Source organism: Bacillus sp. SN32, assembly GCF_002837495.1.
Lineage (GTDB): Bacteria > Bacillota > Bacilli > Bacillales > Bacillaceae > Bacillus > Bacillus subtilis.
In genome coordinates, this window is the sequence record NZ_PJCT01000001.1 from 493,093 (window position 1) to 519,490 (window position 26,398).

The 26,398-nt window shown below is 41.2% G+C and carries 24 protein-coding genes; 20 read left to right on the forward strand and 4 right to left on the reverse strand.

Annotated elements, in window-relative coordinates:
- The first annotated feature begins 580 nt into the window (after positions 1-580).
- The 4 genes from ykvP (at position 581) to CW370_RS02745 (ending at position 4,066) form a co-directional block, all read left to right on the forward strand.
- The gene (gene ykvP / locus CW370_RS02730) at positions 581-1,780 is read left to right on the forward strand and encodes a spore protein YkvP (RefSeq protein WP_024572585.1); all 1,200 of its coding nucleotides are present in this window, start codon (positions 581-583) and stop codon (positions 1,778-1,780) included.
- A 15-nt stretch (positions 1,781-1,795) separates the two neighbouring features.
- Positions 1,796-2,023 (forward strand): LysM peptidoglycan-binding domain-containing protein, encoded by a 228-nt coding sequence (locus tag CW370_RS02735; protein WP_017695061.1) that lies wholly within the window; start codon positions 1,796-1,798, stop codon positions 2,021-2,023.
- A 96-nt stretch (positions 2,024-2,119) separates the two neighbouring features.
- Positions 2,120-3,055, forward strand: coding sequence for a glycosyl hydrolase family 18 protein (locus CW370_RS02740; RefSeq protein ID WP_024572584.1), 936 nt, complete (start codon positions 2,120-2,122; stop codon positions 3,053-3,055).
- Positions 3,056-3,775: 720 nt separating this feature from the next.
- Positions 3,776-4,066, forward strand: a complete 291-nt coding sequence (locus CW370_RS02745) for a YkvR family protein (protein ID WP_024572583.1) — start codon at positions 3,776-3,778, stop codon at positions 4,064-4,066.
- Between the two features lie 120 nt (positions 4,067-4,186).
- Here CW370_RS02745 and CW370_RS02750 read toward each other — a convergent pair whose 3' ends face one another.
- Complete coding sequence (locus CW370_RS02750; protein ID WP_003232446.1) at positions 4,187-4,372, reverse strand: YkvS family protein; 186 nt, start codon at positions 4,370-4,372, stop codon at positions 4,187-4,189.
- Positions 4,373-4,537: 165 nt separating this feature from the next.
- On the opposite strand from CW370_RS02750, the gene CW370_RS02755 reads away from it, so the two are divergent.
- The 5 genes from CW370_RS02755 to pfeT all read left to right on the forward strand — a co-directional run bounded on the left by CW370_RS02755 (position 4,538) and on the right by pfeT (position 9,809).
- Entirely contained in the window at positions 4,538-4,732 is a 195-nt protein-coding gene (locus CW370_RS02755) for a hypothetical protein (protein WP_003218622.1), read from the forward strand.
- 298 nt (positions 4,733-5,030) lie between these two features.
- Entirely contained in the window at positions 5,031-5,657 is a 627-nt protein-coding gene (locus CW370_RS02760) for a cell wall hydrolase (RefSeq protein ID WP_003232442.1), read from the forward strand.
- A gap of 117 nt (positions 5,658-5,774) precedes the next feature.
- Complete coding sequence (gene ykvU / locus CW370_RS02765; RefSeq protein ID WP_003245552.1) at positions 5,775-7,112, forward strand: sporulation protein YkvU; 1,338 nt, start codon at positions 5,775-5,777, stop codon at positions 7,110-7,112.
- 50 nt (positions 7,113-7,162) lie between these two features.
- Entirely contained in the window at positions 7,163-7,660 is a 498-nt protein-coding gene (stoA, locus tag CW370_RS02770; RefSeq protein ID WP_014479641.1) for a sporulation thiol-disulfide oxidoreductase StoA, read from the forward strand.
- Positions 7,661-7,895: 235 nt separating this feature from the next.
- The gene (gene pfeT, locus CW370_RS02775; protein ID WP_029946375.1) at positions 7,896-9,809 is read left to right on the forward strand and encodes a metal-transporting ATPase PfeT; all 1,914 of its coding nucleotides are present in this window, start codon (positions 7,896-7,898) and stop codon (positions 9,807-9,809) included.
- Between the two features lie 37 nt (positions 9,810-9,846).
- Here the strand turns inward: pfeT and CW370_RS02780 are convergent, their stop codons facing one another.
- Positions 9,847-10,050, reverse strand: coding sequence for a hypothetical protein (locus CW370_RS02780; protein WP_014476643.1), 204 nt, complete (start codon positions 10,048-10,050; stop codon positions 9,847-9,849).
- A gap of 165 nt (positions 10,051-10,215) precedes the next feature.
- Between CW370_RS02780 and papB the strand changes: the two genes are divergently transcribed.
- The 8 genes from papB (at position 10,216) to splB (ending at position 19,326) form a co-directional block, all read left to right on the forward strand.
- Positions 10,216-11,310, forward strand: coding sequence for a di/tri-peptidase (gene papB, locus CW370_RS02785; RefSeq protein ID WP_024571342.1), 1,095 nt, complete (start codon positions 10,216-10,218; stop codon positions 11,308-11,310).
- Positions 11,311-11,591: 281 nt separating this feature from the next.
- Positions 11,592-12,557 carry a LacI family DNA-binding transcriptional regulator gene (locus CW370_RS02790; RefSeq protein WP_024571341.1) on the forward strand — a complete coding sequence of 322 codons (966 nt, stop codon included), beginning with the start codon at positions 11,592-11,594 and terminating at the stop codon, positions 12,555-12,557.
- Positions 12,558-12,619: 62 nt separating this feature from the next.
- Positions 12,620-13,486, forward strand: coding sequence for a glucose PTS transporter transcription antiterminator GlcT (glcT, locus tag CW370_RS02795; protein ID WP_024571340.1), 867 nt, complete (start codon positions 12,620-12,622; stop codon positions 13,484-13,486).
- Positions 13,487-13,714: 228 nt separating this feature from the next.
- The gene (gene ptsG / locus CW370_RS02800; protein WP_024571339.1) at positions 13,715-15,814 is read left to right on the forward strand and encodes a PTS glucose transporter subunit IIABC; all 2,100 of its coding nucleotides are present in this window, start codon (positions 13,715-13,717) and stop codon (positions 15,812-15,814) included.
- A gap of 97 nt (positions 15,815-15,911) precedes the next feature.
- Positions 15,912-16,178: a phosphocarrier protein HPr gene (locus tag CW370_RS02805; protein WP_003154654.1), complete on the forward strand. Its 267-nt coding sequence runs from the start codon at positions 15,912-15,914 to the stop codon at positions 16,176-16,178.
- Complete coding sequence (gene ptsP / locus CW370_RS02810) at positions 16,178-17,890, forward strand: phosphoenolpyruvate--protein phosphotransferase (RefSeq protein ID WP_003218638.1); 1,713 nt, start codon at positions 16,178-16,180, stop codon at positions 17,888-17,890. The genes CW370_RS02805 and ptsP overlap by 1 nt, the downstream gene beginning before the upstream one ends.
- Positions 17,891-17,980: 90 nt before the next feature.
- The gene (splA, locus tag CW370_RS02815; protein WP_003218644.1) at positions 17,981-18,220 is read left to right on the forward strand and encodes a splAB operon transcriptional regulator SplA; all 240 of its coding nucleotides are present in this window, start codon (positions 17,981-17,983) and stop codon (positions 18,218-18,220) included.
- A 77-nt stretch (positions 18,221-18,297) separates the two neighbouring features.
- Entirely contained in the window at positions 18,298-19,326 is a 1,029-nt protein-coding gene (gene splB / locus CW370_RS02820; protein WP_024571338.1) for a spore photoproduct lyase, read from the forward strand.
- Here the strand turns inward: splB and CW370_RS02825 are convergent.
- On the reverse strand, positions 19,319-20,020 hold the full coding sequence (locus CW370_RS02825; RefSeq protein ID WP_024571337.1) for a GNAT family N-acetyltransferase: 702 nt from the start codon (positions 20,018-20,020) through the stop codon (positions 19,319-19,321). The two genes, splB and CW370_RS02825, sit on opposite strands and share 8 nt — an antisense overlap.
- A 134-nt stretch (positions 20,021-20,154) precedes the next feature.
- Between CW370_RS02825 and mcpC the strand changes: the two genes are divergently transcribed.
- Together mcpC and CW370_RS02835 are read left to right on the forward strand one after the other, a co-directional pair.
- The gene (gene mcpC, locus CW370_RS02830; protein WP_101169477.1) at positions 20,155-22,122 is read left to right on the forward strand and encodes a methyl-accepting chemotaxis protein McpC; all 1,968 of its coding nucleotides are present in this window, start codon (positions 20,155-20,157) and stop codon (positions 22,120-22,122) included.
- Between the two features lie 137 nt (positions 22,123-22,259).
- Positions 22,260-23,126 carry an NAD(P)-dependent oxidoreductase gene (locus tag CW370_RS02835; protein WP_021479395.1) on the forward strand — a complete coding sequence of 289 codons (867 nt, stop codon included), beginning with the start codon at positions 22,260-22,262 and terminating at the stop codon, positions 23,124-23,126.
- 38 nt (positions 23,127-23,164) lie between these two features.
- Here CW370_RS02835 and CW370_RS02840 read toward each other — a convergent pair whose 3' ends face one another.
- Positions 23,165-23,938, reverse strand: coding sequence for a CAP domain-containing protein (locus tag CW370_RS02840; RefSeq protein WP_024573418.1), 774 nt, complete (start codon positions 23,936-23,938; stop codon positions 23,165-23,167).
- Positions 23,939-24,274: 336 nt separating this feature from the next.
- On the opposite strand from CW370_RS02840, the gene CW370_RS02845 reads away from it, so the two are divergent.
- Positions 24,275-26,395: a peptidoglycan D,D-transpeptidase FtsI family protein gene (locus CW370_RS02845; protein WP_024573419.1), complete on the forward strand. Its 2,121-nt coding sequence runs from the start codon at positions 24,275-24,277 to the stop codon at positions 26,393-26,395.
- Positions 26,396-26,398 lie beyond the last annotated feature (3 nt).

The window sequence follows — 26,398 nt, forward strand, 5'->3', positions numbered from 1 at the left end:
AAAGTCGTTTTCCTTAAAGGACAGGGAATTCGACTTTTTTATGTTTGAATTTGATTAACGTTGTAAATTCGCATTTTCCTGGGGCTACCACTAAATGACCTGTAAAAAAGATTACTTTGTGAATAAATGTACTTAAAGTAACGGGGGCGTTAGTTGAAAAACAAACAACACCGTTGTTGTAGTAAATGAGGTCATTTGTTGTACAAAAAAAGGATAGTTGAATACAGGCATTTTCACCCTGTTCATCTATCCTCTCTTTTTGTTTATAAAATGTGTGACATTTCATCTGGTTTCTTAATTATTAATAAAATTAAACATTTTCTTGACTTTTAATAAAAAATAATATCCCTGTCCTTGTATTCTAATACTTTTAAAAATATTTAAAGGAATCCTTATGTCCTGAATAACCACATAGGAAAATATGTTGTAGGTTGCTTTCTTTTTTTGTGGGGCATCCCACACAAGCTATCTCGTGATCTCACACCTGAACGTTTTTTATAGACTAGTACCGCGACAAGTTATATTACATATACATACCAATAAAGTAGACATTAAAAAGTGAAAGAGAGGATGGAAATGTGTGAAAATTCTTTTCCTTGAGAGTCATCCCATGTGGCTCTATGGTTTACCGAATGGGTTTAGGGAAGCAGGACATACCGTAATGATTTCCGGTCCTGTAAGTCGGGAAAATATCACTGAAATGATAGACGAATTTAAACCAGATCTAATAGTATCTATGGGATGGACACCAGAGCATTCAAGGGAAAAGCAGGCTTGGATTCGCAACGCTACTAAAAAGGTGAATATCCCTCTCGTTTATTGGGCAACTGAAGACCCGCTGCACACTCAAAACTTTACTATCCCGTTAATTAAAAAGATGAAACCGGATTTTGTTTTCACGGTTACGCCTTCTCTGTGTAAAACTTATGAAAGCATGGGGATTAAAGCAGCTCACTTAGACTTTGCATTTCACGAAAGTATACATCACCAGATTAAACCATTAGCAAAATACAGTTGTGATATAGCAGTGGTGGCTAATGCTTACCCTAATTTTCTTGAAGAACATCCGGAAGTGTTCCGTTCGTCCTCTTTAAAAACGCTTATTCGTCCTCTTATACGGAAGGGTATTCGCATTGATTTTTGGGGGAGAAACTGGGAAAAAATGAGTAAATATATAGGAAGAGAAATTTCCCGCAATTGGATCCATGGATACCTTGATTATACTGAAGCATATAAAGTTTACAGTTCAGCAAAAATCATTATCGGTTTGCAAAACTGTGAAAGCCAACTTACGCAACGCACCTATGAGATTCTTGGTTCCGGGGGGTTTTTATTGACATCGGATACACCAGCAGTTCGAGATAAATTCAAACCTGGCCGCGATCTCATCGTTTCTTCCTCCCCAAAAGAAACTTTGGAAAAGGTTAAATACTATTTGAATCATGATAGCGAGAGAAAAAAGATTCAGATAAACGGTAAAAAGGCTGTAAAGAATGAGTCCTATCGGCATAGAGCCGAGAGAATGCTTGAGGTGCTAAAAAGCAGAGGAATTATAAGAAACTTAGGGGAAACCATTCATTATGTAGATGTTCTCAAAGAAAAATACGTGATCCATCATGTTACTCCCGGTGAAACATTATCAATAATTTCCAGGAAGTATAATGTTTCCCTGCAGCAACTCATGGAGCTTAATCATTTCAAATCAGATCAAATATATGCTGGACAAATCATTAAGATTAGAGAGAAACTGTTTAGAAATATTAATAACAAATTATTCTAAAGGAGAGTAATATGAATGAAGGGGAAAATACCTAAAATAAGAAATCAAGCGAATAAAGTAAAAAGAACGCCTCGTTATATGGAATTTCCTGTAACATACGAAGTGTATCATGTGGAATCCGGCGATACATTATGGACGATTGCCAAATCCTTTAAAATTCCGGTACAACAACTTATGAATCTTAATAAGCTTTCTTCAGATAGAATTTATCCTGGACAAATTATAAAGATAAGAGAAAGGTAATCTTTGAGGTTTCGGAAACGAATCAAATTGAAATGACAATCCTCATTTTTTTATTTGTGGGGAACTTGATATTTTTGGGGATGAAGGGGTTATGAGATGTTTCAAATGAGCTATTTCTATTCTGGATTAGGATGGGATTTTATTCAACACGTTGATCAAACGAACGGAGTATTAAATGTTGTGTCTCCTGATTTTTTCTATATCAGAAAAGATGGATCATTACTTCTCCGTTCAGCTAATCCCGATGTGATTAAAGCTCTTCATAGAAGAAAATTAAAAGTAGTTCCTTTTCTAAGCAATCATTGGGATCAGGATTTGGGACGATTTGCATTAATGAACCGAGTTCTTTTAGCTAAACAAATTTCTCATGCAATAGAAGAACTGGATTTGGACGGAGTTAATATCGATATAGAAAACCTTACAGAAAAAGATCGGAATCTATTTACAGATTTTATTAGATTAGTAAGGAAAAGTATTCCTAGACATAAAGAAGTATCAGTTGCAGTGGCGGCAAATCCTTTTGGCTGGACGAAGGGCTGGCACGGATCATATGATTACGAGTATTTAGCTAAATATGCAGATTATCTTATGGTTATGGCCTATGATGAAAGCCGCCTTGCTGGGCCTACCGCAAGTGTAGGATGGGTGGAAAAGTCCATTCAATATGTTCTGACCCAAAAAATCTCTCCTCAAAAACTAGTTTTAGGATTGCCATTCTATGGCCGCTGCTGGATGGAAGGCCAATCTGCCTCTCAAGCCATTCCCCTTTACCTTGTTGACTCCTTAGTAAAAAGGCATAGCGGGACAATTATTTTTGACACCAAGAGTCAATCTCCAAAAGCTATTTTTACTGTCAATCACGATAACAAGGGGCCGTTGCCTTCGGGAACATATACATTATGGTTTGAAAATGAACAGTCACTCAGAGCAAAAATAAAACTCGCTCAAAAATATAATCTGAAAGGTCTTGGCAGCTGGAGTCTTGGACAAGAAGATGTGTCAGTCTGGAATACAGTGTTTAAAAATATATAATGATTTATAGTTCAGAACAAAATTCGAAGATAATTGCAATGAATCTCTAAATGGACATACTGAAAGGAGTTTATTACGGGTGCGGGTAAAACAGTGAGGGCATTCCATAGGCCCTTCTCCCGAAGTGTTCTATACGAGGCATTACATTGGGCTTGAAATACACAACTTATGTTATAGTACGCATTTTACGGATGTGTTGAATTTATTCTGCTTCCATGATTTAAGTCATACACATGCTACTTGATAGCAGGGTTATCGCATTTCATTCAGAATTGTTCAGGATCGATATGGAAGCGCACGAATAACTAGAACTTTAAAAGCATACACTCATATACTTCCTGAATGGATGCTGGTTTATCTAAAAAAACATGATGAGAATTGATTGACCGCTCTCATTAAAGGATGGGGAAATTCAAGGCGCCAAGGTACGCATGGTGAAACATGACTTGTTGATAATCGACCATATAGTTTCTCCTTAGAAATGAGGCGGTTTTTACATAAAAAAGACGAGCGAATCCGGGGGGAATTCCACTCGCCGCTTTCTAATGAAAAGACGGGATGCTGGATGGCAGCTCGTCTGTTTTATTATAATTTAACGAACGTATGTTTGTAAAGATGTCTTTTCGAATGAATTGGTTCATATAACCGTTAAGAACAGATTCATTGTAAACATTCGCTAAGGTATGCTAAGATGCATGGACTATAAAGGAGTGATATGAAGTGAAGACATTGCGGTTAAACAATGTAACGTTAGAAATGGCTACATATCAAGAGGAGAGCGAGCCGAAGCGAAAAATTGCATTTACCTTAAACGTTACGAGTGAGACTTACCATGATATCGCTGTCCTGTTGTATGAAAAAACGTTTAATGTCGAGGTTCCGGAACGCGATCTTGCCTTCCGGGGGGAAATGACAAATTATTCAACATCATTGACCAACCTGTACGAACCAGGGGCCGTCAGCGAGTTCTATATAGAAATAACGGAAATAGACAAAAACGCCGATTCATGATCGGTGTTTTTTATGTAAAAAAGCTGCCGGCCGGCAGCTTTTGAGAAAGCGAATTTCATATGTAAGGTGTTAAATTGTCCGTCTTGCAGTTTTTTGAATAAATGTGGAAATAAGGAGGTTTTAATAGGAGTCTCTGATGATCTTATAATTTTTATGATTAACAACTGTCAATGAATCTAACTCAAGATCCCGATAGTTATCCATGATCGTCACATCAACGATAACAGAATTCTCATTTACTTTTTCAACAACACCGGTTAATCCGTTTTTAAATTCAATGACATTCCCAACCTTAGCGATTTTCACAAGCTTCCTCTCCTTTAAACATAATAATGCCTTTTGAAAGTATTTTGCAGTATTTTCATTGAGAAGTAAAGCGATAAGGAGTTTTATCTCCCTTATGAATTGTTCTGTCGCTATAAAGATGATATATTGATTTTCGTCAATAGAAAGAAAAGGGGGGAATTTTTGTTGCGACCCGAAGAAATAACAGAAATGATTGAACAGCTGCGCACCGGCGCCATAAACGAACTGAGAGTCCAGAAAGAGCATTTTCTTGATTTCAGGGCCGTATTATCTAAACAAGATGATTTTAAACATTTCCGAGGAATTGCCCAGCAAGGCGGAGATGTTATTTTTCAATACTTAGAACAGCCAAGAAGCTGAAGGTTTCTCATACGTGAGAAGCCTTTTTATCATATATGACAGAATACAAGCCTTTTATTACAGCTGTCTGTAACAGGTGTAAATAAAATGTAAAGTGTCAAAGATGGATAAACATGTTTTAATTTGACAATATTTATAGAATTTCAGACTGTTTTTTTGCCATTAAGCAGTGAGTCATCCTCTTTATTCCATCCTGATACCTCCTTGGGAGAGTTGGAAAATCTTTTTCCGTGAAAATGAATGGATCTCTTGTTAAGGTTATGAAGTGTTTTTTGGAGCACTTTAAGGAGGAAACTGTATGACAACGAAATTCACTGCTCTGGCTGTTTTTCTTCTTTGTTTCATGCCTGCAGCCAAAATTGAGCATACACAAGCTTCACTACTGAGCGCAAAGAAGACAAAACATGAAGAAGCGAAATGGCTTACACATATAGATCGAAATACGAATGAATCTTTCCCTTCACTGTCTGCTGATAAGGACAAGAAAATAAAACCGATTAAGCTATCAGCACACACTGAAAAGAAAGAGAAAGATAAACCCGACAAAACAAATGATGAGAAAGAAACATATACACAGTCTGAAAAAGAGTTGCTGTCCCGTCTCGTTCACGCAGAGGCCAAAGGAGAATCATATAAAGGCAAGGTCGCTGTAGCAAGCGTTGTACTGAACAGGACGGAGAAAAAAGGTTTTCCTGATACGATAAGAGGAGTTATTTATCAGAAAAACGCCTTTGAACCGGTCGCAAACGGGAGCATTAACCAAAAGCCTGATAAAGAATCGATTGAAGCTGCCGAAGAAGCGCTGTCCTCAAAAAATAGAGAAACAGATGCCATATTCTTTTATAATCCGAAAACAGCGTCAGATAATTGGATTCGTTCAAGAAAAATCGTAGAAAAAATCGGCAGACACGTTTTTGCCGTCTAAGCATAGAAGAGACAATTTGTCTCAGCTGTGCTTTTTTTCATATAAAGAGTAAAAATAAAATAATTTTTGAACTTGTCTCATATGATGTTGGTAGTACAAGAGACAAGGAGAGACATCATGAATCGATTTGTGAAAGGGATCATTCTTTTATCCATTGCCGCCTTTTTCGCTGAATGCCTTGAATTTGTCGTCAATATGATTTTGGCGCGGGAGCTTGGCGAGCATGGGATGGGGCTTTACATGAGTATTTTGCCCACGATCTTTTTAATTATTGTCATCGCGAGCCTGGAACTGCCGATATCCATTTCTAAATTCATTGCCGAGTCAAATCCTAAGCTTCATGAAAGCATGCTGAGGCACGCTTTCAGAATGACAGCCATTTTTACTGCTTTTTCTACTGCTGCCGCTAGTATTGCGCTTCCGTTTATTCCGGTATTTGATACATACCACCCGTTTATTAAAGGGATTGTCATCGGCTTAATTCCTGTTGTCGCCTTTACTTCAATCGCCAGGGGCTACTTTATGGGTGTGCAGAAAATGGGGAAGATCGCAATTGCCAATGTGCTGAAAAAAATCATCCAGCTCTTGTGCTTATTCCTCTTTTTTCAATGGTACTCATTTGAATTGGACATGGCCGTGCTGATTTCCTTGTTTGTTCTGGTCGTGAGTGATGTGGTCGTGCTTGTTTATTTATATTCACAATTTATCATGGCAAGGCGGGCGTTATCCGGCCAGCAGCACATTCATTTGCGCGGAAAGGATGTAAGGAAAAGACTGCTTGCTGTTTCAATTCCTACAACAGGACTGCGTATTTTTCATGCGGTTGTCAATGCAATTGAACCCTTTTTAGTAAAAGGAGCTCTTTTGGCTGCGGGCGTTGCCGGGACAGCGGCGATCGATCAATACGGAATGCTGGCAGGAGTGGCTGTGACGATAGGGTCGTTCCCTGCTTTTATTGCCCATTCGTTAATGGTCGTCATGATACCGAGTATTTCGGAAGCTTATGCACTTTCTCAGTATGACATCGTGTTAAAAAGGCTGAAGCAGTCGATTTTCATTACATTAGGTTACGGTATACCTGCCGTCTGGGTCATGTTCCAGTTTGCGGGACCTCTCACGCATTTGTTTTTTCACTCTCCTGAAGCGCAGTATTACTTGCAGCTGTTGTGGCCTTACTTTCTCTTTCATCTGTTTGTCATGCCGCTGCAGGCGTGCTTAATCGGGATGGGTTTTGTGAAAGAGGCTTTTTATCACAATGTATGGAGCCATATCGTTGCGCTAAGTATGATGTATGTACTGGGATCAATGGAGAATCTGCAAATGCTCGGGATTATCCTTGGAATGAACACTGGCATGATTCTTTTGACGAGCCTGCACTATGCCACGATCTGCAAAGCATTGAAGGTATCCGTATTCCTTACGGGAGGGACCAGAACGCCGCGAATTGAAGGATGATATAGGAACTGCAGGGGCAAGCTAATTGAAAAGCATGAAAGGAAGATTCCATGTTGACGAAGCGCTTGCTTACTATATACATTATGTTATTAGGGTTGATTGCATGGTTTCCATGTGCGGCACAAGCTGAGGAAAAACAGCCTGCTGTTCCCGCTGTTTTTCTTATGAAAACGATAGAAGGGGAGGACATCTCGATTCCGAATAAAGGGCAAAAAACAATTCTCCATTTTTGGACGTCATGGTGTCCGCCCTGCAAAAAGGAGCTTCCCCAGTTTCAATCGTTTTATGATGCCCATCCATCCGACAGTGTAAAGCTGGTAACGGTGAATTTAGTGAATTCGGAACAAAATCAGCAAGTCGTTGAAGATTTTATTAAAGCAAACAAGCTGACGTTCCCGATTGTCCTTGACTCAAAAGGGGAATTGATGAAGGAGTATCATATCATTACGATCCCAACATCATTTTTGCTGAATGAAAAGGGAGAAATTGAAAAAACAAAAATTGGCCCGATGACAGCGGAACAACTGAAGGAATGGACGGAAGAATAGCTGAGAGCATAGACTCTCAGCTTTTTTCATATAGAGAAGAAGTGAATAAACATTAATGATAATTATTATCAAAAAGAAATTAAAATAATTATAATTGAAATTCTCTTCGTGCGTGCTATAATAAAGGAAGACATCAAGAAATAACTGACGATAAAGCTGCCTTTTGGGCAGCGATTTTGTTTTTATAAGAGAAATGAAGATGATTTACGTTCTCAATTAGAGAGGGGAATTCGATATGAATGAACAAGTTATCGTTCAACGCGACCCGCACGAGCCATTGAAAACAGACAAGAGGGAAAAAAACTGGGCACAGCACGCGGAGCTTATTGCAGCACTTGTATCAGGAGCTCTTATTTTGGCAGGCTGGCTCTTATCCGGATATCAGGTATTATCCATAATACTTTTCTTGCTGGCTTTTGTGATCGGCGGATTTGCTAAAGCAAAGGAAGGAATCGAAGAAACACTCGAATCCAAAACGCTGAATGTAGAACTTTTAATGATTTTCGCTGCCGTTGGTTCCGCCTTGATCGGATACTGGGCAGAGGGTGCTATTTTAATATTTATTTTTTCCTTAAGCGGAGCTTTAGAAACATACACGATGAATAAAAGCAGCAGAGATTTAACGTCTTTAATGCAGCTTGAGCCTGAAGAAGCGACATTGATGGTCAATGGTGAAACCAAAAGAGTTCCGGTTTCAGACTTGCAGGCCGGTGATATGATCGTGATCAAACCTGGAGAACGCGTAGCGGCAGACGGTATCATTGAATCGGGCTCGACAAGTCTTGACGAGTCGGCTTTAACAGGTGAATCAATGCCTGTAGAAAAAAACACAGGCGACACTGTATTCACAGGAACGGTGAATCGCAATGGCTCCTTGACTGTCCGTGTCACGAAAGCAAATGAAGATTCGTTATTCAGAAAAATTATCAAACTGGTTGAATCAGCGCAAAATAGTGTTTCACCCGCTCAGGCTTTCATCGAACGATTTGAAAATGCTTATGTGAAAGGTGTGCTAATTGCGGTGGCGCTCCTTTTATTCGTCCCGCACTTTGCGCTGGGCTGGAGCTGGAGTGAAACCTTCTACCGCGCAATGGTGTTTATGGTTGTCGCGTCACCTTGTGCGCTTGTCGCCTCTATTATGCCGGCGGCGCTGTCCCTGATTTCAAATGGCGCCCGCAACGGTATGCTTGTGAAAGGAAGCGTCTTTCTTGAACAGCTGGGCTCAGTGCAAATGATCGCCTTTGATAAAACCGGAACTGTAACAAAAGGCCAGCCTGCCGTAGAGACGATCAGAATAGCAGAAGGATTCAGTGAAGCGGAAGTTCTTGAGGCTGTCTATGCCATCGAAACGCAATCAAGCCATCCGCTCGCCCAAGCCATAACGGCGTACGCTGAAAGCCGCGGCGTGAATCAGTCCGGCTACATATCTATAGAAGAAACCTCAGGGTTTGGCGTTATGGCAGAAGTGTCGGGTGCGAAATGGAAGGTCGGTAAAGCAGGTTTTATCGGCGAGGAAATGGCAGCACAATTTATGAAACAAACAGCATCAGATGTCATTCAAAGCGGTCATACAATTGTATTTGTGAAAAAGGATGATCAAATAGCAGGCTGTATCGCACTGAAGGACCAAATCAGGCCTGAAGCAAAAGAGGTCATGGAAGAACTGAACCGACTTGGGATTAAAACGGCCATGCTGACAGGAGATCACGAAGACACGGCTCAAGCGATTGCCAAGGAAGCCGGCATGACAACTGTCGTGGCAGAATGCCTGCCTGACCAAAAAGTGAATGAAATCAAACGGTTAAAAGAAGAATTCGGAACGATTGCAATGGTGGGTGACGGAATCAATGACGCGCCGGCACTCAAAGCGGCGGATGTCGGCATTGCGATGGGCGGCGGAACAGATGTAGCACTTGAGACCGCTGATATGGTCCTCATGAAAAACGATTTGAAAAAGCTCGTAAACATGTGCCGCTTGTCTCGGAAAATGAACAGGATCATCAAACAAAATATCGTGTTTTCTCTAGCTGTAATCTGCCTGCTGATTTGTGCAAATTTTTTGCAGGTGATGGAATTGCCATTTGGCGTGATTGGTCATGAGGGCAGCACGATTTTAGTCATACTAAACGGTTTAAGACTCCTAAAATAAAACCAGCAGCCTAATCAGGCTGCTGGCTTTTTATGTATCAAGCTTTCCCTTCATTTTTGTCTTTATCAGATCTTTTCATAACCAGGATGAGAGCGAGGATGCAGCAAAGGAAACCCGCTGCACAGCCTATGATAGAGCTGTAATAATAAAAGCCCACCATCTTCATCCCGATAAAAGGAGCGGAAATTCCCAAAACCGTTAAGAGCATAACTGCTTTTCGTCTGAAAAAATTCATCAGCAAACGGAACAACCCCCCTGCGATTGAACGTTACTGTCAGTATACAGGAAGAGGAGCAGGAAATAAAATGCATTAGAAAATGAAGGCGTCGTGAAAGGCAAACACCGGTAAAACCTGTTACAATGGAAGACAGAACAATGCATTGCAAATGGCAGGGAGGAACAAGAAGTGAATAGAATACAACGCGTCTCTTCATGGCTGAAGGAAGCGGGGCATACTGCCGCATTTATTCATACGAAAGAAAATGTTTTTTACTTAACCGGTTTTTACACAGAGCCGCATGAAAGATTAATGGGGTTATTTATTTTTCAAGAAGAGGAGCCTTTCTTTGTTTGTCCAGGAATGGAAGCAGGACAGGCCCGCAACGCAGGCTGGAATCATGAAATCATTGGCTATGCGGATCACGAAAATCCGTGGGAGCTGATAGAGAAGGCTTTGAAAAAGCGAAATATCAGCATACATATGCTTGCGGTAGAAAAGGATTCAATCTCGCTGTCACGTGCAGAACAGCTGAAGCATGCGACGGGCGGGGCTCAATTTGTTTCAGCAGAAGAAACACTCAATCAATTTCGCCTGATTAAAGATGACAATGAGATTCGTTTGCTGAAAGAGGCGGCAAAGCTTGCAGATTACGGTGTTGAAGTCGGCACAGCCGCTTTGCGTGAAGGCATCAGTGAAGTGGAAGTGCTCGCTCACATTGAGTATGAGCTGAAGAAAAAAGGAATTCAGGGCATGTCTTTCTCTACAATGGTTTTATTCGGAGAAAAATCTGGCCAGCCTCATGGAAATCCTGGTACAGCCACGTTGAAAAAAGGTGATTTTGTTTTATTTGATCTCGGTGTTATTCTTGATGGCTATTGCTCTGATATTACAAGAACGTTTGCATACAAAACCATCAATCCGAAGCAGGAGGCCATTTACGAGACTGTGCTTCAATCGGAAAAAGCCGCGATTGAGGCAAGCAAACCCGGTGTGAGAATCGGAGATCTGGATTTAACTGCCCGCGGAATCATTGAAAAAGCGGGATACGGTGATTATTTTCCTCACCGGCTTGGGCATGGACTCGGAATTTCTGTCCATGAGTATCCATCAATGAGCCAGGCCAACGATACACTGCTGCAGGAAGGCATGGTCTACACGATCGAACCGGGGATTTATGTGCCTGAGATCGGCGGCGTGCGCATTGAGGATGACGTTCACGTAACAAAGGACGGAGCAGTTGCTCTGACCCAATATCCAAAGGAATTAATCATACTGCCGTAATAGAAATAAAAAAGGACTTTGTTCTCGACATCGTCCTTTTTTATCTGCATTAAATAAAAAAATCATCAAATGTTCGAAAGGGTTTAATTTCATGTTTTTGGTTGAGAGGTTTTACAGCAAGACAGCTGCCACCGAGAACAGTGAGACATAACCCAATTAAAATGAAGAAACCCATGTGATCTTCTCCTTTCAGCTTAAAACACAAAAAGATATCTGGTACGTCCATATCATATTGTATGAAACGCATTCCAGATCAAGGGGATTTAGAAAGAAGGGAATCTATGGCTAATATTAAAGACATTGCAGAAAAAGCCGGTGTCTCTGTTACAACGGTTTCCCGAGTCATAAACAATCATCCATACGTCAGTGAAGACAAACGAAAAAGAGTGTTTGAGGCAATGGAATCATTGGAGTACACGAGAAATATTCACGCTGTACATTTGTCGAAAGGATTTTCAAACATGATTGGTGTTGTCTTGCCAACGGTTAATCTGCCATATTTTGCAGAGCTGATTGCAGGAATAGCCGACGCAGCCGCGGAATCCGGGGTTCACCTCTCTTTATTCCAAACAAACTATGAGGTACAAAAAGAAATCTTTGCGCTGTCCCAATTAAAGCAGCGCCAGGTTGACGGCCTGATTTTTTGCTCAAAGGCGCTTGCTGATGAGAAACTCATGGAATGGGAGGGCCCGATTTTGCTTTGCCAGAATTCAGATAATGCCCGCTTCCCAACCATCAGCATTCCTCACCAAGAAGCATTTCGGAACGGCTTGGACTATTTAATTGCCAAAAGGCACAAAAAAATAGCCATCTGTTTGGCAAGAAAAAAAGGCATGAACAGCCATTTTCGAATCAAAGCCTACAAAGAGGCATTGGAAGAGATCGGTGAGGCATTTCGTGAAGACTGGGTAATTGAGAAAGCGATTACAATCAATGATGGGAAGGCGCTTTTTCATAAATGGAAAACGTGGAAGGAAAAGCCGACGGCTATTTTTGTTGCCAATGACCAAGTCTCAGCAGGGCTTTTTCTTGAAGCAAAGAACCAGCGGGTGTCAGTACCGGATGAGCTTGCAATTTTAAGCGTTGATAACCACGAAATCAGCCAAGCGCTTGGAATCACAACGATCGATATTCAGACAAGGGAAATGGGAAAGCAGGCATTTGCCATACTGGAAAAAAGAATTCAAGGGCAGCCGATTGAAAGGAAAGTTCTGGATTACCGTCTCATCGAAAGATCGACTGTTTAGTGAATGCATTGAAAAAAGGTTTGACGTGCATTCCGTTCGTTATGTACGATATGAGGTATTGAATGACAAAGGAGCTGAGGATCGTGAATGGGTCCTTCACAGTGAAAAAGGTACTGAATAATAACGTATTAATTGCTTCTCATCATAAATACAGCGAAGTCGTTTTAATCGGAAAAGGTATTGGTTTCGGAAAAAAACAAGATGATGTCATTGAAGATAAAGGCTACGATAAAATGTTCATTTTAAAAGACGAGAAGGAACAAAAACAGTTTAAAAAGCTCCTTGACTATGTTGATGAAAACCTCGTTGATATTTCAAACGATGTCATCTATCACATAAGCAATAGGACTAATCACTCATTAAATGAACATATTCACATTGCGTTGACAGACCATATCGCATTTGCGATCAAAAGGCAGCAGCAGGGATTTGATATGAAAAATCCATTTTTAATGGAGACTCAGTCACTATATCCTGAGGAGTACCAAATTGCCAAAGAAGTCATAGATATGATCAATGAAAAAGCGGGAATCTGCCTTCCAGAAGGGGAGATTGGTTTTATCGCTCTGCATATCCATTCAGCGTTGACAAACCGTCCGCTGTCCGAGGTCAATCAGCACTCTCAGCTCATGGCGCAGCTTGTCGAGGTGATTGAAGACTCATTTCAAATGAAAGTAAATAAGGAAAGTGTCAACTATTTGCGGCTGATCCGACATATCAGATTTACAATAGAAAGAATTAAAAAAGAAGAACCGACTAAAGAACCAGAAAAATTAATGTTGTTATTGAAAAATGAATATCCGCTATGCTACAATACAGCTTGGAAATTGATTAAAATCTTGCAGCAAACATTGAAGAAACCAGTTCATGAGGCGGAAGCGGTTTACCTAACGCTTCATCTGTACCGATTAACCAATAAAATTTCATAAATTCAGTTTATCCTTATAACGTGTTACTGATTCGATCAGGCATGAGTGATTGAGGGAAAAAAACGGGAAGTTCATTCTCGTTCTTTTGCGCACCCAATTTTGCTCATGCCTTTTTGTTGTGTAAAAGGGCAAATGTAAACGGTTAAACTGGAAGACTTACGCCTGTGAATTCGTTGTCATGATTTTTAGCTGTAAGGTCAGACTAGTAAAAAGAGGAGGTCAATTCTTATGTTTAAAGCATTATTCGGCGTTCTTCAAAAAATTGGGCGTGCGCTTATGCTTCCAGTTGCGATCCTTCCGGCTGCGGGGATTTTGCTTGCGATCGGGAATGCGATGCAAAATAAGGACATGATTCAGGTCCTGCATTTCTTGAGCAATGACAATGTTCAGCTTGTAGCAGGTGTGATGGAAAGCGCTGGGCAGATTGTTTTCGATAACCTTCCGCTTCTTTTCGCAGTAGGTGTAGCCATCGGGCTTGCCAACGGTGATGGAGTTGCAGGGATTGCAGCAATTATCGGTTATCTTGTAATGAATGTATCCATGAGTGCGGTTCTTCTTGCAAACGGAACCATTCCTTCGGATTCAGTTGAAAGAGCCAAGTTCTTTACGGAAAACCATCCTGCATATGTAAACATGCTTGGTATACCTACCCTGGCGACAGGGGTGTTCGGCGGTATTATCGTCGGTGTGTTAGCTGCATTATTGTTTAACAGATTTTACACAATTGAACTGCCGCAATACCTTGGTTTCTTTGCGGGTAAACGTTTCGTTCCAATTGTTACGTCAATTTCTGCACTGATTCTGGGTCTTATTATGTTAGTGATCTGGCCTCCGATCCAGCATGGATTGAATGCCTTTTCAACAGGATTAGTGGAAGCGAATCCAACCCTTGCTGCATTTATCTTCGGGGTGATTGAACGTTCGCTTATCCCATTCGGATTGCATCACATTTTCTATTCGCCGTTTTGGTATGAATTCTTCAGCTATAAGAGTGCAGCAGGAGAAATCATCCGCGGGGATCAGCGTATCTTTATGGCGCAGATTAAAGACGGCGTACAGTTAACGGCAGGTACGTTCATGACAGGTAAATATCCATTTATGATGTTCGGTCTGCCTGCTGCGGCGCTTGCCATTTATCATGAAGCAAAACCGCAAAACAAAAAACTCGTTGCAGGTATTATGGGTTCAGCGGCCTTGACATCCTTCTTAACGGGGATCACAGAGCCATTGGAATTTTCTTTCTTATTCGTTGCTCCAGTCCTGTTTGCGATTCACTGTTTGTTTGCAGGACTTTCATTCATGGTCATGCAGCTGTTGAATGTTAAGATTGGTATGACATTCTCCGGTGGTTTAATTGACTACTTCCTATTCGGTATTTTACCGAACCGGACGGCATGGTGGCTTGTCATCCCTGTCGGCTTAGGGTTAGCGGTCATTTACTACTTCGGATTCCGATTTGCCATCCGCAAATTTAATCTGAAAACACCTGGACGCGAGGATGCTGCGGAAGAAACAGCAGCACCTGGGAAAACAGGTGAAGCAGGGGATCTTCCTTATGAGATTCTGCAGGCAATGGGTGACCAGGAAAACATCAAACACCTTGATGCTTGTATCACTCGTCTGCGTGTGACTGTAAACGATCAGAAAAAGGTTGATAAAGACCGTCTGAAACAGCTTGGCGCTTCCGGAGTGCTGGAAGTCGGCAACAACATTCAGGCTATTTTCGGACCGCGTTCTGACGGGTTAAAAACACAAATGCAAGACATTATTGCGGGACGCAAGCCTAGACCTGAACCGAAAACATCTGCTCAAGAGGAAGTAGGACAGCAGGTTGAGGAAGTGATTGCAGAACCGCTGCAAAATGAAATCGGCGAGGAAGTTTTCGTTTCTCCGATTAGCGGGGAAATTCACCCGATTACGGATGTTCCTGACCAAGTCTTCTCAGGGAAAATGATGGGTGACGGTTTTGCGATTCTCCCTTCTGAAGGAATTGTCGTATCACCGGTTCGCGGAAAAATTCTCAATGTGTTCCCGACGAAACATGCGATCGGCCTGCAATCCGACGGCGGAAGAGAAATTTTAATCCACTTTGGTATTGATACCGTCAGCCTGAAGGGCGAAGGATTTACGTCTTTCGTATCAGAAGGAGACCGCGTTGAGCCTGGACAAAAACTTCTTGAAGTTGATCTGGATGCAGTCAAACCGAATGTACCATCTCTCATGACACCGATTGTATTTACAAACCTTGCTGAAGGAGAAACAGTCAGCATTAAAGCAAGCGGTTCAGTCAACAGAGCACAAGAAGATATTGTGAAAATTGAAAAATAAGGGTGTTAGTACGCCGTGCTTGTCAGATGACAAGTACGGTTGTATGATATAATATTGTGAAGTAATAAAGCTTTAAGTTAAAAGGAGAATGATAAAAATGGCACAAAAAACATTTAAAGTAACTGCAGATTCTGGAATCCATGCTCGTCCTGCGACAGTTCTTGTACAAACTGCTAGCAAATACGACGCTGACGTTAATTTAGAATATAACGGCAAAACAGTTAACCTTAAATCTATTATGGGTGTTATGTCTTTAGGTATCGCTAAAGGCGCTGAGATCACAATCTCTGCTTCCGGAGCTGACGAAAACGATGCTCTTAACGCTTTAGAAGAAACAATGAAAAGCGAAGGACTCGGCGAGTAATGCAAGAATTAAAAGGGATTGGCGCTTCAGCCGGCATCGCGATTGCAAAAGCATACCGGCTTGAAGAGCCAGATTTAACGGTTGAAAAGAAAAACATCTCTGATTCTGAAGCGGAAGTAAGCCGTTTTGATGAAGCGATTGCACGTTCAAAAGAAGAGCTCGAAAAAATCAAAGAGCACGCTTTGAAAGAACTGGGTCAGGATAAAGCTGATATTTTTTCTGCTCACCTTTTAGTTCTCAGTGACCCTGAGCTTCTGAACCCTGTGAAAGAAAAAATCAGCACTGATTCAGTGAACGCTGAATTCGCTTTAAAAGAAACGTCTTCTATGTTCGTTACCATGTTTGAATCTATGGACAACGAATATATGAAAGAGCGTGCGGCAGATATCCGCGATGTAACAAAACGCGTAACCGGCCACCTGCTTGGCGTTGAAATTCCAAACCCAAGCATGATCTCAGAAGAGGTTATTATTGTAGCTGAAGACTTAACACCGTCTGACACAGCTCAATTAAACCGTGAGTTCGTAAAAGGATTCACTACTGATATCGGCGGACGCACATCTCACTCTGCCATCATGGCACGTTCTCTTGAGATTCCAGCAGTTGTTGGAACGAAAGCGGCTACAGGCACGATCCAAAACGGCGTGACTGTTATCGTTGACGGTATCAATGGCGATGTCATTATTGACCCATCTGCGGAAACTGTAAAAGAGTATGAAGAAAAACATAATGCTTATTTGGCTCAAAAAGCTGAGTGGGCGAAGCTTGTCAATGAACCGACTGTCTCAAAAGACGGACATCATGTAGAGCTTGCAGCGAACATCGGTACTCCTGATGATGTAAAAGGTGTTCTTGAAAACGGCGGAGAAGCAGTTGGCCTTTACCGTACAGAATTCCTTTACATGGGAAGAGATCAGTTGCCTACAGAAGATGAGCAGTTTGATGCTTACAAAACGGTTCTTGAGCGTATGGAAGGAAAATCAGTCGTCGTGCGGACACTTGATATCGGCGGAGACAAAGAGCTTCCTTACCTGCAGCTTCCTAAAGAAATGAACCCGTTCCTGGGATATAGAGCGATTCGTCTTTGCCTTGAAGAGCAAGAAATCTTCAGAACACAGCTTCGCGCGCTGCTTCGTGCAAGTACATACGGAAACTTGAAAATCATGTTCCCTATGATTGCGACAGTTAACGAATTCAAAGAAGCAAAAGCGATCCTTCTTGAAGAGAAAGAAAAGCTCGTAAAAGCGGGACAGGCTGTATCTGACGATATTGAAGTCGGAATGATGGTTGAGATTCCGTCAACTGCAGTCATCGCTGATCAGTTTGCTAAAGAGGTTGATTTCTTCAGTATCGGAACAAACGATTTGATCCAATACACAATGGCAGCTGACCGTATGAATGAACGTGTATCTTACCTGTATCAGCCATACAACCCGGCAATCCTTCGCTTAATTACACTCGTAATTGAAGCAGCACACAAAGAAGGAAAATGGGTTGGCATGTGCGGAGAAATGGCAGGAGACGAGATTGCGATTCCAATCCTTCTCGGCTTAGGCTTAGATGAGTTCTCAATGAGCGCAACGTCTATTCTTCCGGCAAGAACACAGATCAGCAAATTGTCTAAACAAGAAGCTGAGTCATTCAAAGAGAAAATCTTATCTATGAGCACGACAGAAGAAGTTGTCGCGTTCGTAAAAGAAACATTCAAGTAATGTACAAAAACCAGACGGCCTCCGGCCTGTCTGGTTTTTTTCATAAGTAAGGGTATAGAAGGACACAATAACATGGCTAGGAGGGATAGTATGTCAAACCAATTTAACGCAGGAGATACTGTTTATGTAATCTACCGAAATCCGCACGCCGCCAATGTAGCCCACATAAAGGAGGCCGAAATTGTGCACCATCCATACCATGAAGGCGAGCTTTCCCTGTTTATTTATGAAACCTATCATCCGTTCGCAGAGGACGATGCTGTGTTTGCAAGCTATGAAGAAGCTAAATCGCTTTATAAAGAACTCTTTGATATTGATCCGTATGAGTAACAAGGAAATCATTACAACTCATATCCTTTCCGCCTAGTGAGAAAAGTAACGTTAGTAAAGGAAAAGGATGTGGCATCATGCAGAACCCATTTGTTCCGCAGCTTGTATATATAGAACCGAGGGCGCTGGAATATCCGCTGGGCCAAGAATTACAAGATAAATTTGAGAAAATGGGCATTGAAATCAGAGAAACAACATCCCACAATCAGGTGCGTAATATTCCTGGGAAAAATCATCTTCAGCAATATCGCAATGCGAAATCAACTTTAGTTATCGGTGTCCGGAAAACATTAAAGTTTGATTCATCCAAACCCTCGGCCGAATATGCCATTCCGTTTGCAACAGGCTGCATGGGGCATTGTCATTACTGCTACCTGCAAACAACCATGGGATCAAAGCCGTATATCAGAACTTATGTAAACGTCGAAGAGATTTTGGATCAGGCAGATAAGTATATGAAGGAGCGCGCACCAGAGTTCACAAGGTTCGAAGCATCATGTACGTCAGACATTGTAGGAATTGATCATCTGACACACACGCTGAAGCGCGCCATTGAACATTTTGGACAAAGTGATCTCGGAAAGCTCCGATTTGTAACGAAATTTCATCATGTCGATCACCTATTAGACGCAAAGCATAACGGGAAAACGAGATTCAGATTCAGTATTAATGCCGACTATGTGATTAAAAACTTTGAGCCGGGAACTTCACCTCTTGATAAGCGGATAGAAGCAGCAGTAAAAGTTGCAAAAGCAGGCTACCCGCTAGGCTTTATTGTTGCTCCGATTTATATTCATGAAGGCTGGGAAGAAGGATACAGACATCTGTTTGAAAAGCTTGATGCTGCTTTGCCGCAGGACGTTAGACATGACATAACGTTTGAATTAATTCAACACCGTTTTACAAAACCGGCCAAACGAGTGATAGAGAAAAATTATCCGAAGACGAAGCTCGAATTAGATGAAGAAAAGCGCCGTTATAAATGGGGCCGTTACGGGATCGGAAAATATATTTATCAGAAAGATGAAGAGCATGCACTTCGAGAAGCACTTGAATCCTATATTGATACCTTTTTCCCTAACGCGAAAATTGAATATTTCACTTAAACGGGCTGTTGTGATCAACAGCTCTCTTTTTATAAAAAGGATTTTTCCATTCCATCAAAACACCGTAATTCAATGATTCTTTATCCTCTACATAATTGCTGACTACACGAATAGGTGAACGCCCGCAACGGAGGAGAAAGGACAGCACAGGGTCGTTTTTCCTGCCTTCCATCACATCTTCAACGTACTGAACAGCGCTGATCTCGTGTGCGTATTTATGATATAAAGGAATGCGGCCGCCGCCGAGAAGGCGCTCCAGTCTCTTATCAACAGTCAGCTCATACATCGTATTCATCAGCCATTTTCCGATTCCAAGCTTTCGATAATGAGGAGAAACAGAAATATCCACTACATATAAAGTATTTCCATGAGGTTCATGGTTTTTAATCGATCCGTTGTCTGTTGCTTGTGCCCATGTATGATCAGGAGATTCAGGCTCAAATTGTACAATAAGAGCAGTCATGGAACCGATAATTCTGCCATTGATGAGCGCGCATAAAGCCCCTTCTGGAAAGGTTTTGATATGGCTGGCAAGCTGGTCCTCTGACCACAGCAATTCCTGGGGAAACGGAGGAGGGAAACATTCTTTTTGAAGAGAAATCAGCCTCTCGATGTCAGTCTCAGTGTAGTTTCTGATGGTCAGAGCCTCAAATTTTCTGCCGTCATGCACATACATTTGTTTTAGTATGATCATCACTCTCCTTATGTTGTTTCATTATAACGAAGATTGAATTTTCAGTAAATATATTCCGATTTTCTTATAATTTATTTTTTGATTATTCATTTTTCAAACGAAAGGGCCGATATAGAAATTAGGAGGGGATTGGTTTGTTTAAAAAACTTCACATGAAGATTGCTGTTTTTGTTTCGATTATGTTAATCGTCACAGTTGTTCTTTTAATGCTGTCTTCTTATTTGACGCTAAAACCGATGATTACAGAGGATGGGAAAAATACAACTCAAAACGTGACGCAGTCACTTGAACAAAATATTGAATTGCAATTAAAGAGTTATGCCATTTCGTTATCAAGATTGGCTAATGGGGAATTAACGCATACATTTGTAACGAAACCAAGTAAAGAAGTTGCTCGGCTGTTTCACGATGACATTAAGCAAATCAAAGATAACGATGATTATGTTGCGATGGCTTACATAGGCACCGCAAAAAAAGAAATGTTTACATATCCAAAAGCGGATTTCGCTGAGGATTATGATCCAACATCAAGACCATGGTATAAGCTTGCAGCTGAAACCCCGGATCAAGTTGTTTGGACGGAACCTTATAAAGATGTCGTGACAGGAGACATGATTGTTACTGCATCGAAAGCGATCTTAGACGGGCAAAAAGTGATAGGGGTTGCCAGCTATGACTTGAAACTCTCTGCTATCCAGAGTATGGTCAATAAACAAAAGGTGCCTTACAATGGATTTGCCTTTTTAGCTGATACGAGCGGCAATCTGTTAGCCCATCCGTCAAATCAAGGAAAAAATATATCAAAGGATCAAACACTGCAAACCATCGCATCCGAGAAACAAGGGATACAAGATGTGAATGGAAAAATGGTTGTGTACCAAACGATTGGCGAAACGGGCTGGAAGGTCGGAACGCAGTTTGGTACCGATCAATTAATGTGGATTTCAGATAAAATGAATCGGGCAAATCTTTGGATATCATTGCTTGCGCTTATCATAACAATTATTCTCAGCTACTTCCTGGCCAAAACGATAACCGGTCCGATACAGCAGTTGATCGCAAAAACGAAAGCTGTTTCCGCAGGCGATTTAACAGTGCGCGCGGAATCAAAATCTAAGGATGAAGTCGGTATTTTAACAAGAGATTTCAATCTGATGGTTGAAAATATGAAGGAAATGGTTGAGCAAGTGAGACTCTCTTCAGGGAAAGTATCTGACACCTCTGAACAACTAACGGCTGTCTCTGCCGAAACAAATGAAACAAGCGGACAAATTGCAAAAGCGATTGAAGAAGTAGCCGCAGGGGCATCGGAACAGGCTTCTGAAGTTGAAACCATTAATGAAAAATCGGAAAGCTTGTCAACGAAAATCAGGCAAATCGCTGAGGAGGCAGGCGGAATTAAAGAACGCTCTAAATCGTCCGAGGATGCAAGCTATAAAGGACTTGACGCGCTCGGCCAGCTGCTGATGAAATCAAACGAAGCCAATATGGAAACGAAAAAGGTTGAAACGATGCTGCTGGATTTGGAAAATCAAACTAAGAATATTGAAGAAGTCGTTACAGCGATTTCAAACATATCTGATCAAACCAACTTGCTTGCCTTAAATGCCAGTATTGAGGCAGCCAGAGCCGGAGAAAGCGGGCGCGGTTTTGCCGTCGTAGCCGATGAAGTGCGGAAGTTAGCTGAGCAATCAGCCCTTTCTACAAAGCATATCAGCGAGACTGTGAAGCTTATCCAGCTTGAGACAAAAGAGGCCTCTCACGCAATGGTTGAGGCAAGCAGAATGAATGATGAACAAAATAGTGCCATTCACGAAACTGGAGAGGTATTAAATACGATAACTGCAGAAATGCAGTCACTGGTACAAGGTATTGATCACATTTACGCGGAAATTCAAAGAATGAGTGAAGAACAGCTTGCGATATCTGAAGCTATTCAAAGCATTTCAGCCATATCACAGGAATCAGCTGCCGCAGCAGAGGAAGTGAACGCATCAACCGATGAACAGCTTGTCACCCTTGATAAAGTCAAACACTCAACGGAAACACTAAAACATGCAAGCCAAGAGCTTATGAACACAATTGCAAAATTCACATTGTAATCCAATTACATCCCCAAACATCATTTGTTTTGGGGATTTTTTATTTTATAAGATGAATAGATATGGTAGTCTAAAAAATGAAGGAAAAATGATAAATTTTAACTAAAATCAAAACGAAACATCTGGGAGGAATGACCTTGAAAAAAACAATTGGTTTTATCGGTCTTGGAGTAATGGGAAAAAGCATGGCATCACATATTCTGAATGACGGCCACCCTGTTTTGGTGTACACCCGGACAAAAGAAAAAGCAGAAAGCATACTTCAAAAAGGCGCGATCTGGAAAGATACGGTCAAAGATCTTTCGAAAGAAGCGGATGTTATCATCACAATGGTCGGCTATCCCAGTGATGTTGAAGAAGTGTATTTTGAAAGCAATGGAATTATTGAAAACGCAAAAGAAGGCGCATATCTTATTGATATGACGACATCTAAGCCTTCGCTTGCGAAGAAGATTGCTGAAGCGGCCAAAGAAAAAGCATTGTTCGCTTTAGACGCTCCTGTTTCCGGTGGAGACGTCGGTGCACAAAACGGAACACTCGCGATTATGGTCGGTGGAGAAAAAGAAGCTTTTGAAGCCTGCATGCCGATTTTCTCTTTAATGGGAGAGAATATTCAGTATCAAGGACCGGCTGGAAGCGGACAGCATACCAAGATGTGCAATCAGATTGCAATTGCAGCCGGTATGATCGGTGTTGCTGAAGCGATGGCTTATGCTCAAAAATCAGGCCTAGAGCCGGAAAATGTTCTGAAAAGCATCACAACGGGCGCAGCCGGAAGCTGGTCATTGTCAAATCTTGCTCCCCGTATGCTGCAAGGCAACTTTGAACCGGGATTTTATGTGAAGCATTTTATTAAGGATATGGGAATCGCACTAGAGGAAGCAGAATTAATGGGGGAAGAAATGCCAGGCTTGTCGCTCGCAAAATCCTTATATGATAAGCTAGCTGCTCAAGGTGAAGAAAACAGCGGAACACAGAGTATATATAAGCTTTGGGTGAAATAAAAAAAGATTGCCTGTACGAAACAGGCAATCTTTTTTTATTATTTTCCGATGAATTGTTGTGTCCAGATGCTTCCAGACTCAACGTAGCCAACACCGATGTGAGTAAAGTTAGGGTTTAGAATGTTTTTTCTGTGTCCTTCACTGTTCATCCAAGCTTTTACTACTTCTTCAGGTGTCTTTTGGCCCTTCGCAATGTTTTCACCTGCTGTTTTGTAGCTGATTCCGAAAGATTTCATCATATCAAACGGTGAGCCGTAAGTTGGGCTTTGGTGATCAAAATAGTTTTTGTCCTTCATATCCTGAGATTTTGCGCGTGCAGATTTGCTTAACGTTTCATCAATTTGAAGCGGCTTTAATCCTTGTTTTTGTCTTTCTGCATTTGTAAGTTCAACAACTTTTTTCTCATATGCACTTACAGATGAAGGTGCAGATGTTGTTGTGTTTGTTTTTTCAGCAGTTGCAGGTGCTTTAGAAGCAGTGTTTTGATCAGCAGCTGCTTTTTCAGTAGTCTTTTGTGCAGGTTTTGCCGTTTCTGTCTTTTGAACATCCTGAACTTTCACGTTAGATTGCTTCGCATGTTTTTGAAGAAGCTGCTTAATCTCTTTTTCGTTTGCAGCGTTTAACGTTTTGATATTTGTGTTAATATGCAGTTTTTTCACTGCATCGTTAAGTGACATGTTTTGTACTGTGTTCCCCGTTTTTACTGTAACCACAGGCTGGCAGGAGAGTTCTTTCGCTGATGCTTGCTGTACGCCCCCGAATGTGAATAATCCAACCGCAGCGGCAGCAGATAAAATAAATGCTTTCTTCATTAGTTCGTAACCTCCTAGAGTTGTTTGTTTCTACAGAAAAATCATAACATAGCTTTTTTGTCATAAAGGTTCCAGCACTTTCCTTTGACAAATAGAGATTGTCATTTTCGTAAAGTAAATCCGTTGAATCACTAAGAATAAGGGAATCAGCGGTATATATGATTTTATCGTACCGTTACATATCTTCCTTTTTTTTGAACCGTTAGTTATATTTTAATGTGTTTTTATATTGACAGCTTTTTTTACTCCTTTTCGCTGTAACAACTATTACAAAGGTGTTACAATTAATCTCAGTATATGTAAATATATTGAATGATTTGAGAGGGGTAACCAGAAGTGACTGAAATAGGACGTGAACCAAAGAAAAAGAGCAAAGGAAACAGAGCAATCAGAATGAACCTTTTTTTCCTAGCTGTCTTTGTTCTATTCACTGCATTAATTTTTAAGCTCGGGGTTGTTCAAATTGTTGAAGGCGAACAGCATGAAGAAGACGCTGAGAAATCAAATGCAAAAACAGCTTACTATCCTGCGCCTCGCGGGAAGATGTACGACAGAAACCAGAAAGTTGCTGTCGACAACCAGAGCGTTCCAGAAATTGTGTATGTATCAACATCTAGCACAAAAACAGAAGATAAAATCAAAACAGCGAAGCGGCTTGCTTCTTTCATTCATATTGATACTGAATTTTTGAAGGAAAGGGATCTTCGTGATTACTGGATCGCAGCTCATCCGAAAAAAGCAGCCGCTCTGCTTAAGGAATCAGAAAGCAATCTGAAAGGAGACCAGGCTTACAAGCTTCAAATAGAGCGTGTTCCGGATCAAGAATTAAAGGCTATTCAGCAAGATGACGAAGAAATGGAAACTGCTGCGATATATACAAGGTTTTCAAGCGGAAATGCTTACGAACCTCAAATCGTAAAGGCAATGAATCCAAATAAGAGCAATAGCAATGGAAAAAACGGAGCGCTGCTTGATGAGAAGAAAAACTCCTCGCAAAGACCAAAAAATGACTTAACATATGATGAAATTTCCATTGTTTCTGAGCATTTAGAAGAACTTCCGGGAATCGATATCGTAAACGATTGGACACGAAAATATCCTTATGACAAAACCCTTTATTCTGTTTTCGGGGGCGTCACGACACCTGATCAGGGCCTGCTGAGCGACCGGAAAGATTTCTACTTAACAAGAGGCTATGCGAATAATGACAGGGTGGGAAAAAGTTATTTAGAGTATCAATATGAAGAATATTTAAATTCGCATAAAGAAAAAGTGGAATACGTAGAAGATAATAAAGGAAATGTCGTCAGCCAAAAAACCATTGATAAAGGCAGCAGGGGATACGATCTTCAGCTTTCTTTTGACATGGAGCTTCAGGCAAAGGTAGAAAAGATCATTGAAGAAGAAGTAAGAAACAGCCGTGCACGCGGAAATTACATGCTTGACAGAGCCTTTGCCGTGATGATGGACCCGAATAACGGCGATATTTTATCGATGGCAGGGAAAAAGATAGATTTAAAAACCAACAAAATTGAAGATTATGCGATAGGGGCATTTACCACCCAATATGAAATGGGATCAGCAGTAAAGGGGGCCACCGTGCTAGCCGGCTATCAGGACGGGATCCCGCATTATAAATATTTTGTTGATACACCTCTTTATTTAGCAGGATACGGTAACAAACCGAAGAAATCCTACATGAACATGGGAACCATCAATGAATTAACCGCTCTGCAAAAAAGTTCAAACGTATATATGTTTAATGTTGCCATGCACATTGCCGGTGTCACATACAAGCCGTATGGACCTCTTCCTGCTGACCAGAAGGATTTAAACAAAATGAGAAATTACTACAGCCAATTTGGCCTGGGAGTAAAGACAGGTATTGATCTTCCGCAGGAATCAGCCGGAATGCAAACTACACCTGATGCGGTAGGGGGGTTAATTTTAGACTTGGCCATTGGACAATACGATACATATACACCGCTTCAAATGGCACAGTACATCTCATCAATTGCCAATGGGGGCTACCGTGTTCAGCCAAGAATTGTTACAAGTATCCATGAGCCCAGCAAAAAAGAAGGCCTTGGGAAGACCATTGAACAAAGAAAGCCAAACATTCTCAACAAAATTAACAACTCAGAAAGTGACATTCAGCAGGTGAAGACCGGAATGAAGCTAGTTACCACTTCAGGGACAGCAAAAAATACGTTTACAGAAGATGTATCAGGGAAAACGGGAACAGCGGAAACATTTTACTACGGCACGAATCGCAACTGGTGGGGGGAAAAAACATACAATCTGACTTTTGTCGGCTATTACCCATCGAAAAATCCAAAAGTGGCTTTTAGTGTTGTTGTTCCATCAGTAAATGATGATGATAAGATCAATAAAATTATTGCCAAAAGAGCTATACACGCCTACGCAGAGCTCGAAAAAAAACACAGTAAAAAATAAAAA

What these genes read in the sequence shown, in the direction of transcription:
- CW370_RS02735 (WP_017695061.1), top strand. Translation starts at nt 1,796, where the DNA reads ATGAAGGGGAAAATACCTAAAATAAGAAATCAAGCGAATAAAGTAAAA.
- CW370_RS02740 (WP_024572584.1), top strand. Translation starts at nt 2,120, where the DNA reads ATGTTTCAAATGAGCTATTTCTATTCTGGATTAGGATGGGATTTTATT.
- CW370_RS02760 (WP_003232442.1), top strand. Translation starts at nt 5,031, where the DNA reads ATGACAACGAAATTCACTGCTCTGGCTGTTTTTCTTCTTTGTTTCATG.
- ykvU (WP_003245552.1), top strand. Translation starts at nt 5,775, where the DNA reads ATGAATCGATTTGTGAAAGGGATCATTCTTTTATCCATTGCCGCCTTT.
- stoA (WP_014479641.1), top strand. Translation starts at nt 7,163, where the DNA reads ATGTTGACGAAGCGCTTGCTTACTATATACATTATGTTATTAGGGTTG.
- pfeT (WP_029946375.1), top strand. Translation starts at nt 7,896, where the DNA reads ATGAATGAACAAGTTATCGTTCAACGCGACCCGCACGAGCCATTGAAA.
- CW370_RS02790 (WP_024571341.1), top strand. Translation starts at nt 11,592, where the DNA reads ATGGCTAATATTAAAGACATTGCAGAAAAAGCCGGTGTCTCTGTTACA.
- glcT (WP_024571340.1), top strand. Translation starts at nt 12,620, where the DNA reads ATGACAAAGGAGCTGAGGATCGTGAATGGGTCCTTCACAGTGAAAAAG.
- ptsG (WP_024571339.1), top strand. Translation starts at nt 13,715, where the DNA reads ATGTTTAAAGCATTATTCGGCGTTCTTCAAAAAATTGGGCGTGCGCTT.
- CW370_RS02805 (WP_003154654.1), top strand. Translation starts at nt 15,912, where the DNA reads ATGGCACAAAAAACATTTAAAGTAACTGCAGATTCTGGAATCCATGCT.
- ptsP (WP_003218638.1), top strand. Translation starts at nt 16,178, where the DNA reads ATGCAAGAATTAAAAGGGATTGGCGCTTCAGCCGGCATCGCGATTGCA.
- splA (WP_003218644.1), top strand. Translation starts at nt 17,981, where the DNA reads ATGTCAAACCAATTTAACGCAGGAGATACTGTTTATGTAATCTACCGA.
- splB (WP_024571338.1), top strand. Translation starts at nt 18,298, where the DNA reads ATGCAGAACCCATTTGTTCCGCAGCTTGTATATATAGAACCGAGGGCG.
- CW370_RS02825 (WP_024571337.1), bottom strand. Translation starts at nt 20,020, where the DNA reads ATGATCATACTAAAACAAATGTATGTGCATGACGGCAGAAAATTTGAG.
- CW370_RS02840 (WP_024573418.1), bottom strand. Translation starts at nt 23,938, where the DNA reads ATGAAGAAAGCATTTATTTTATCTGCTGCCGCTGCGGTTGGATTATTC.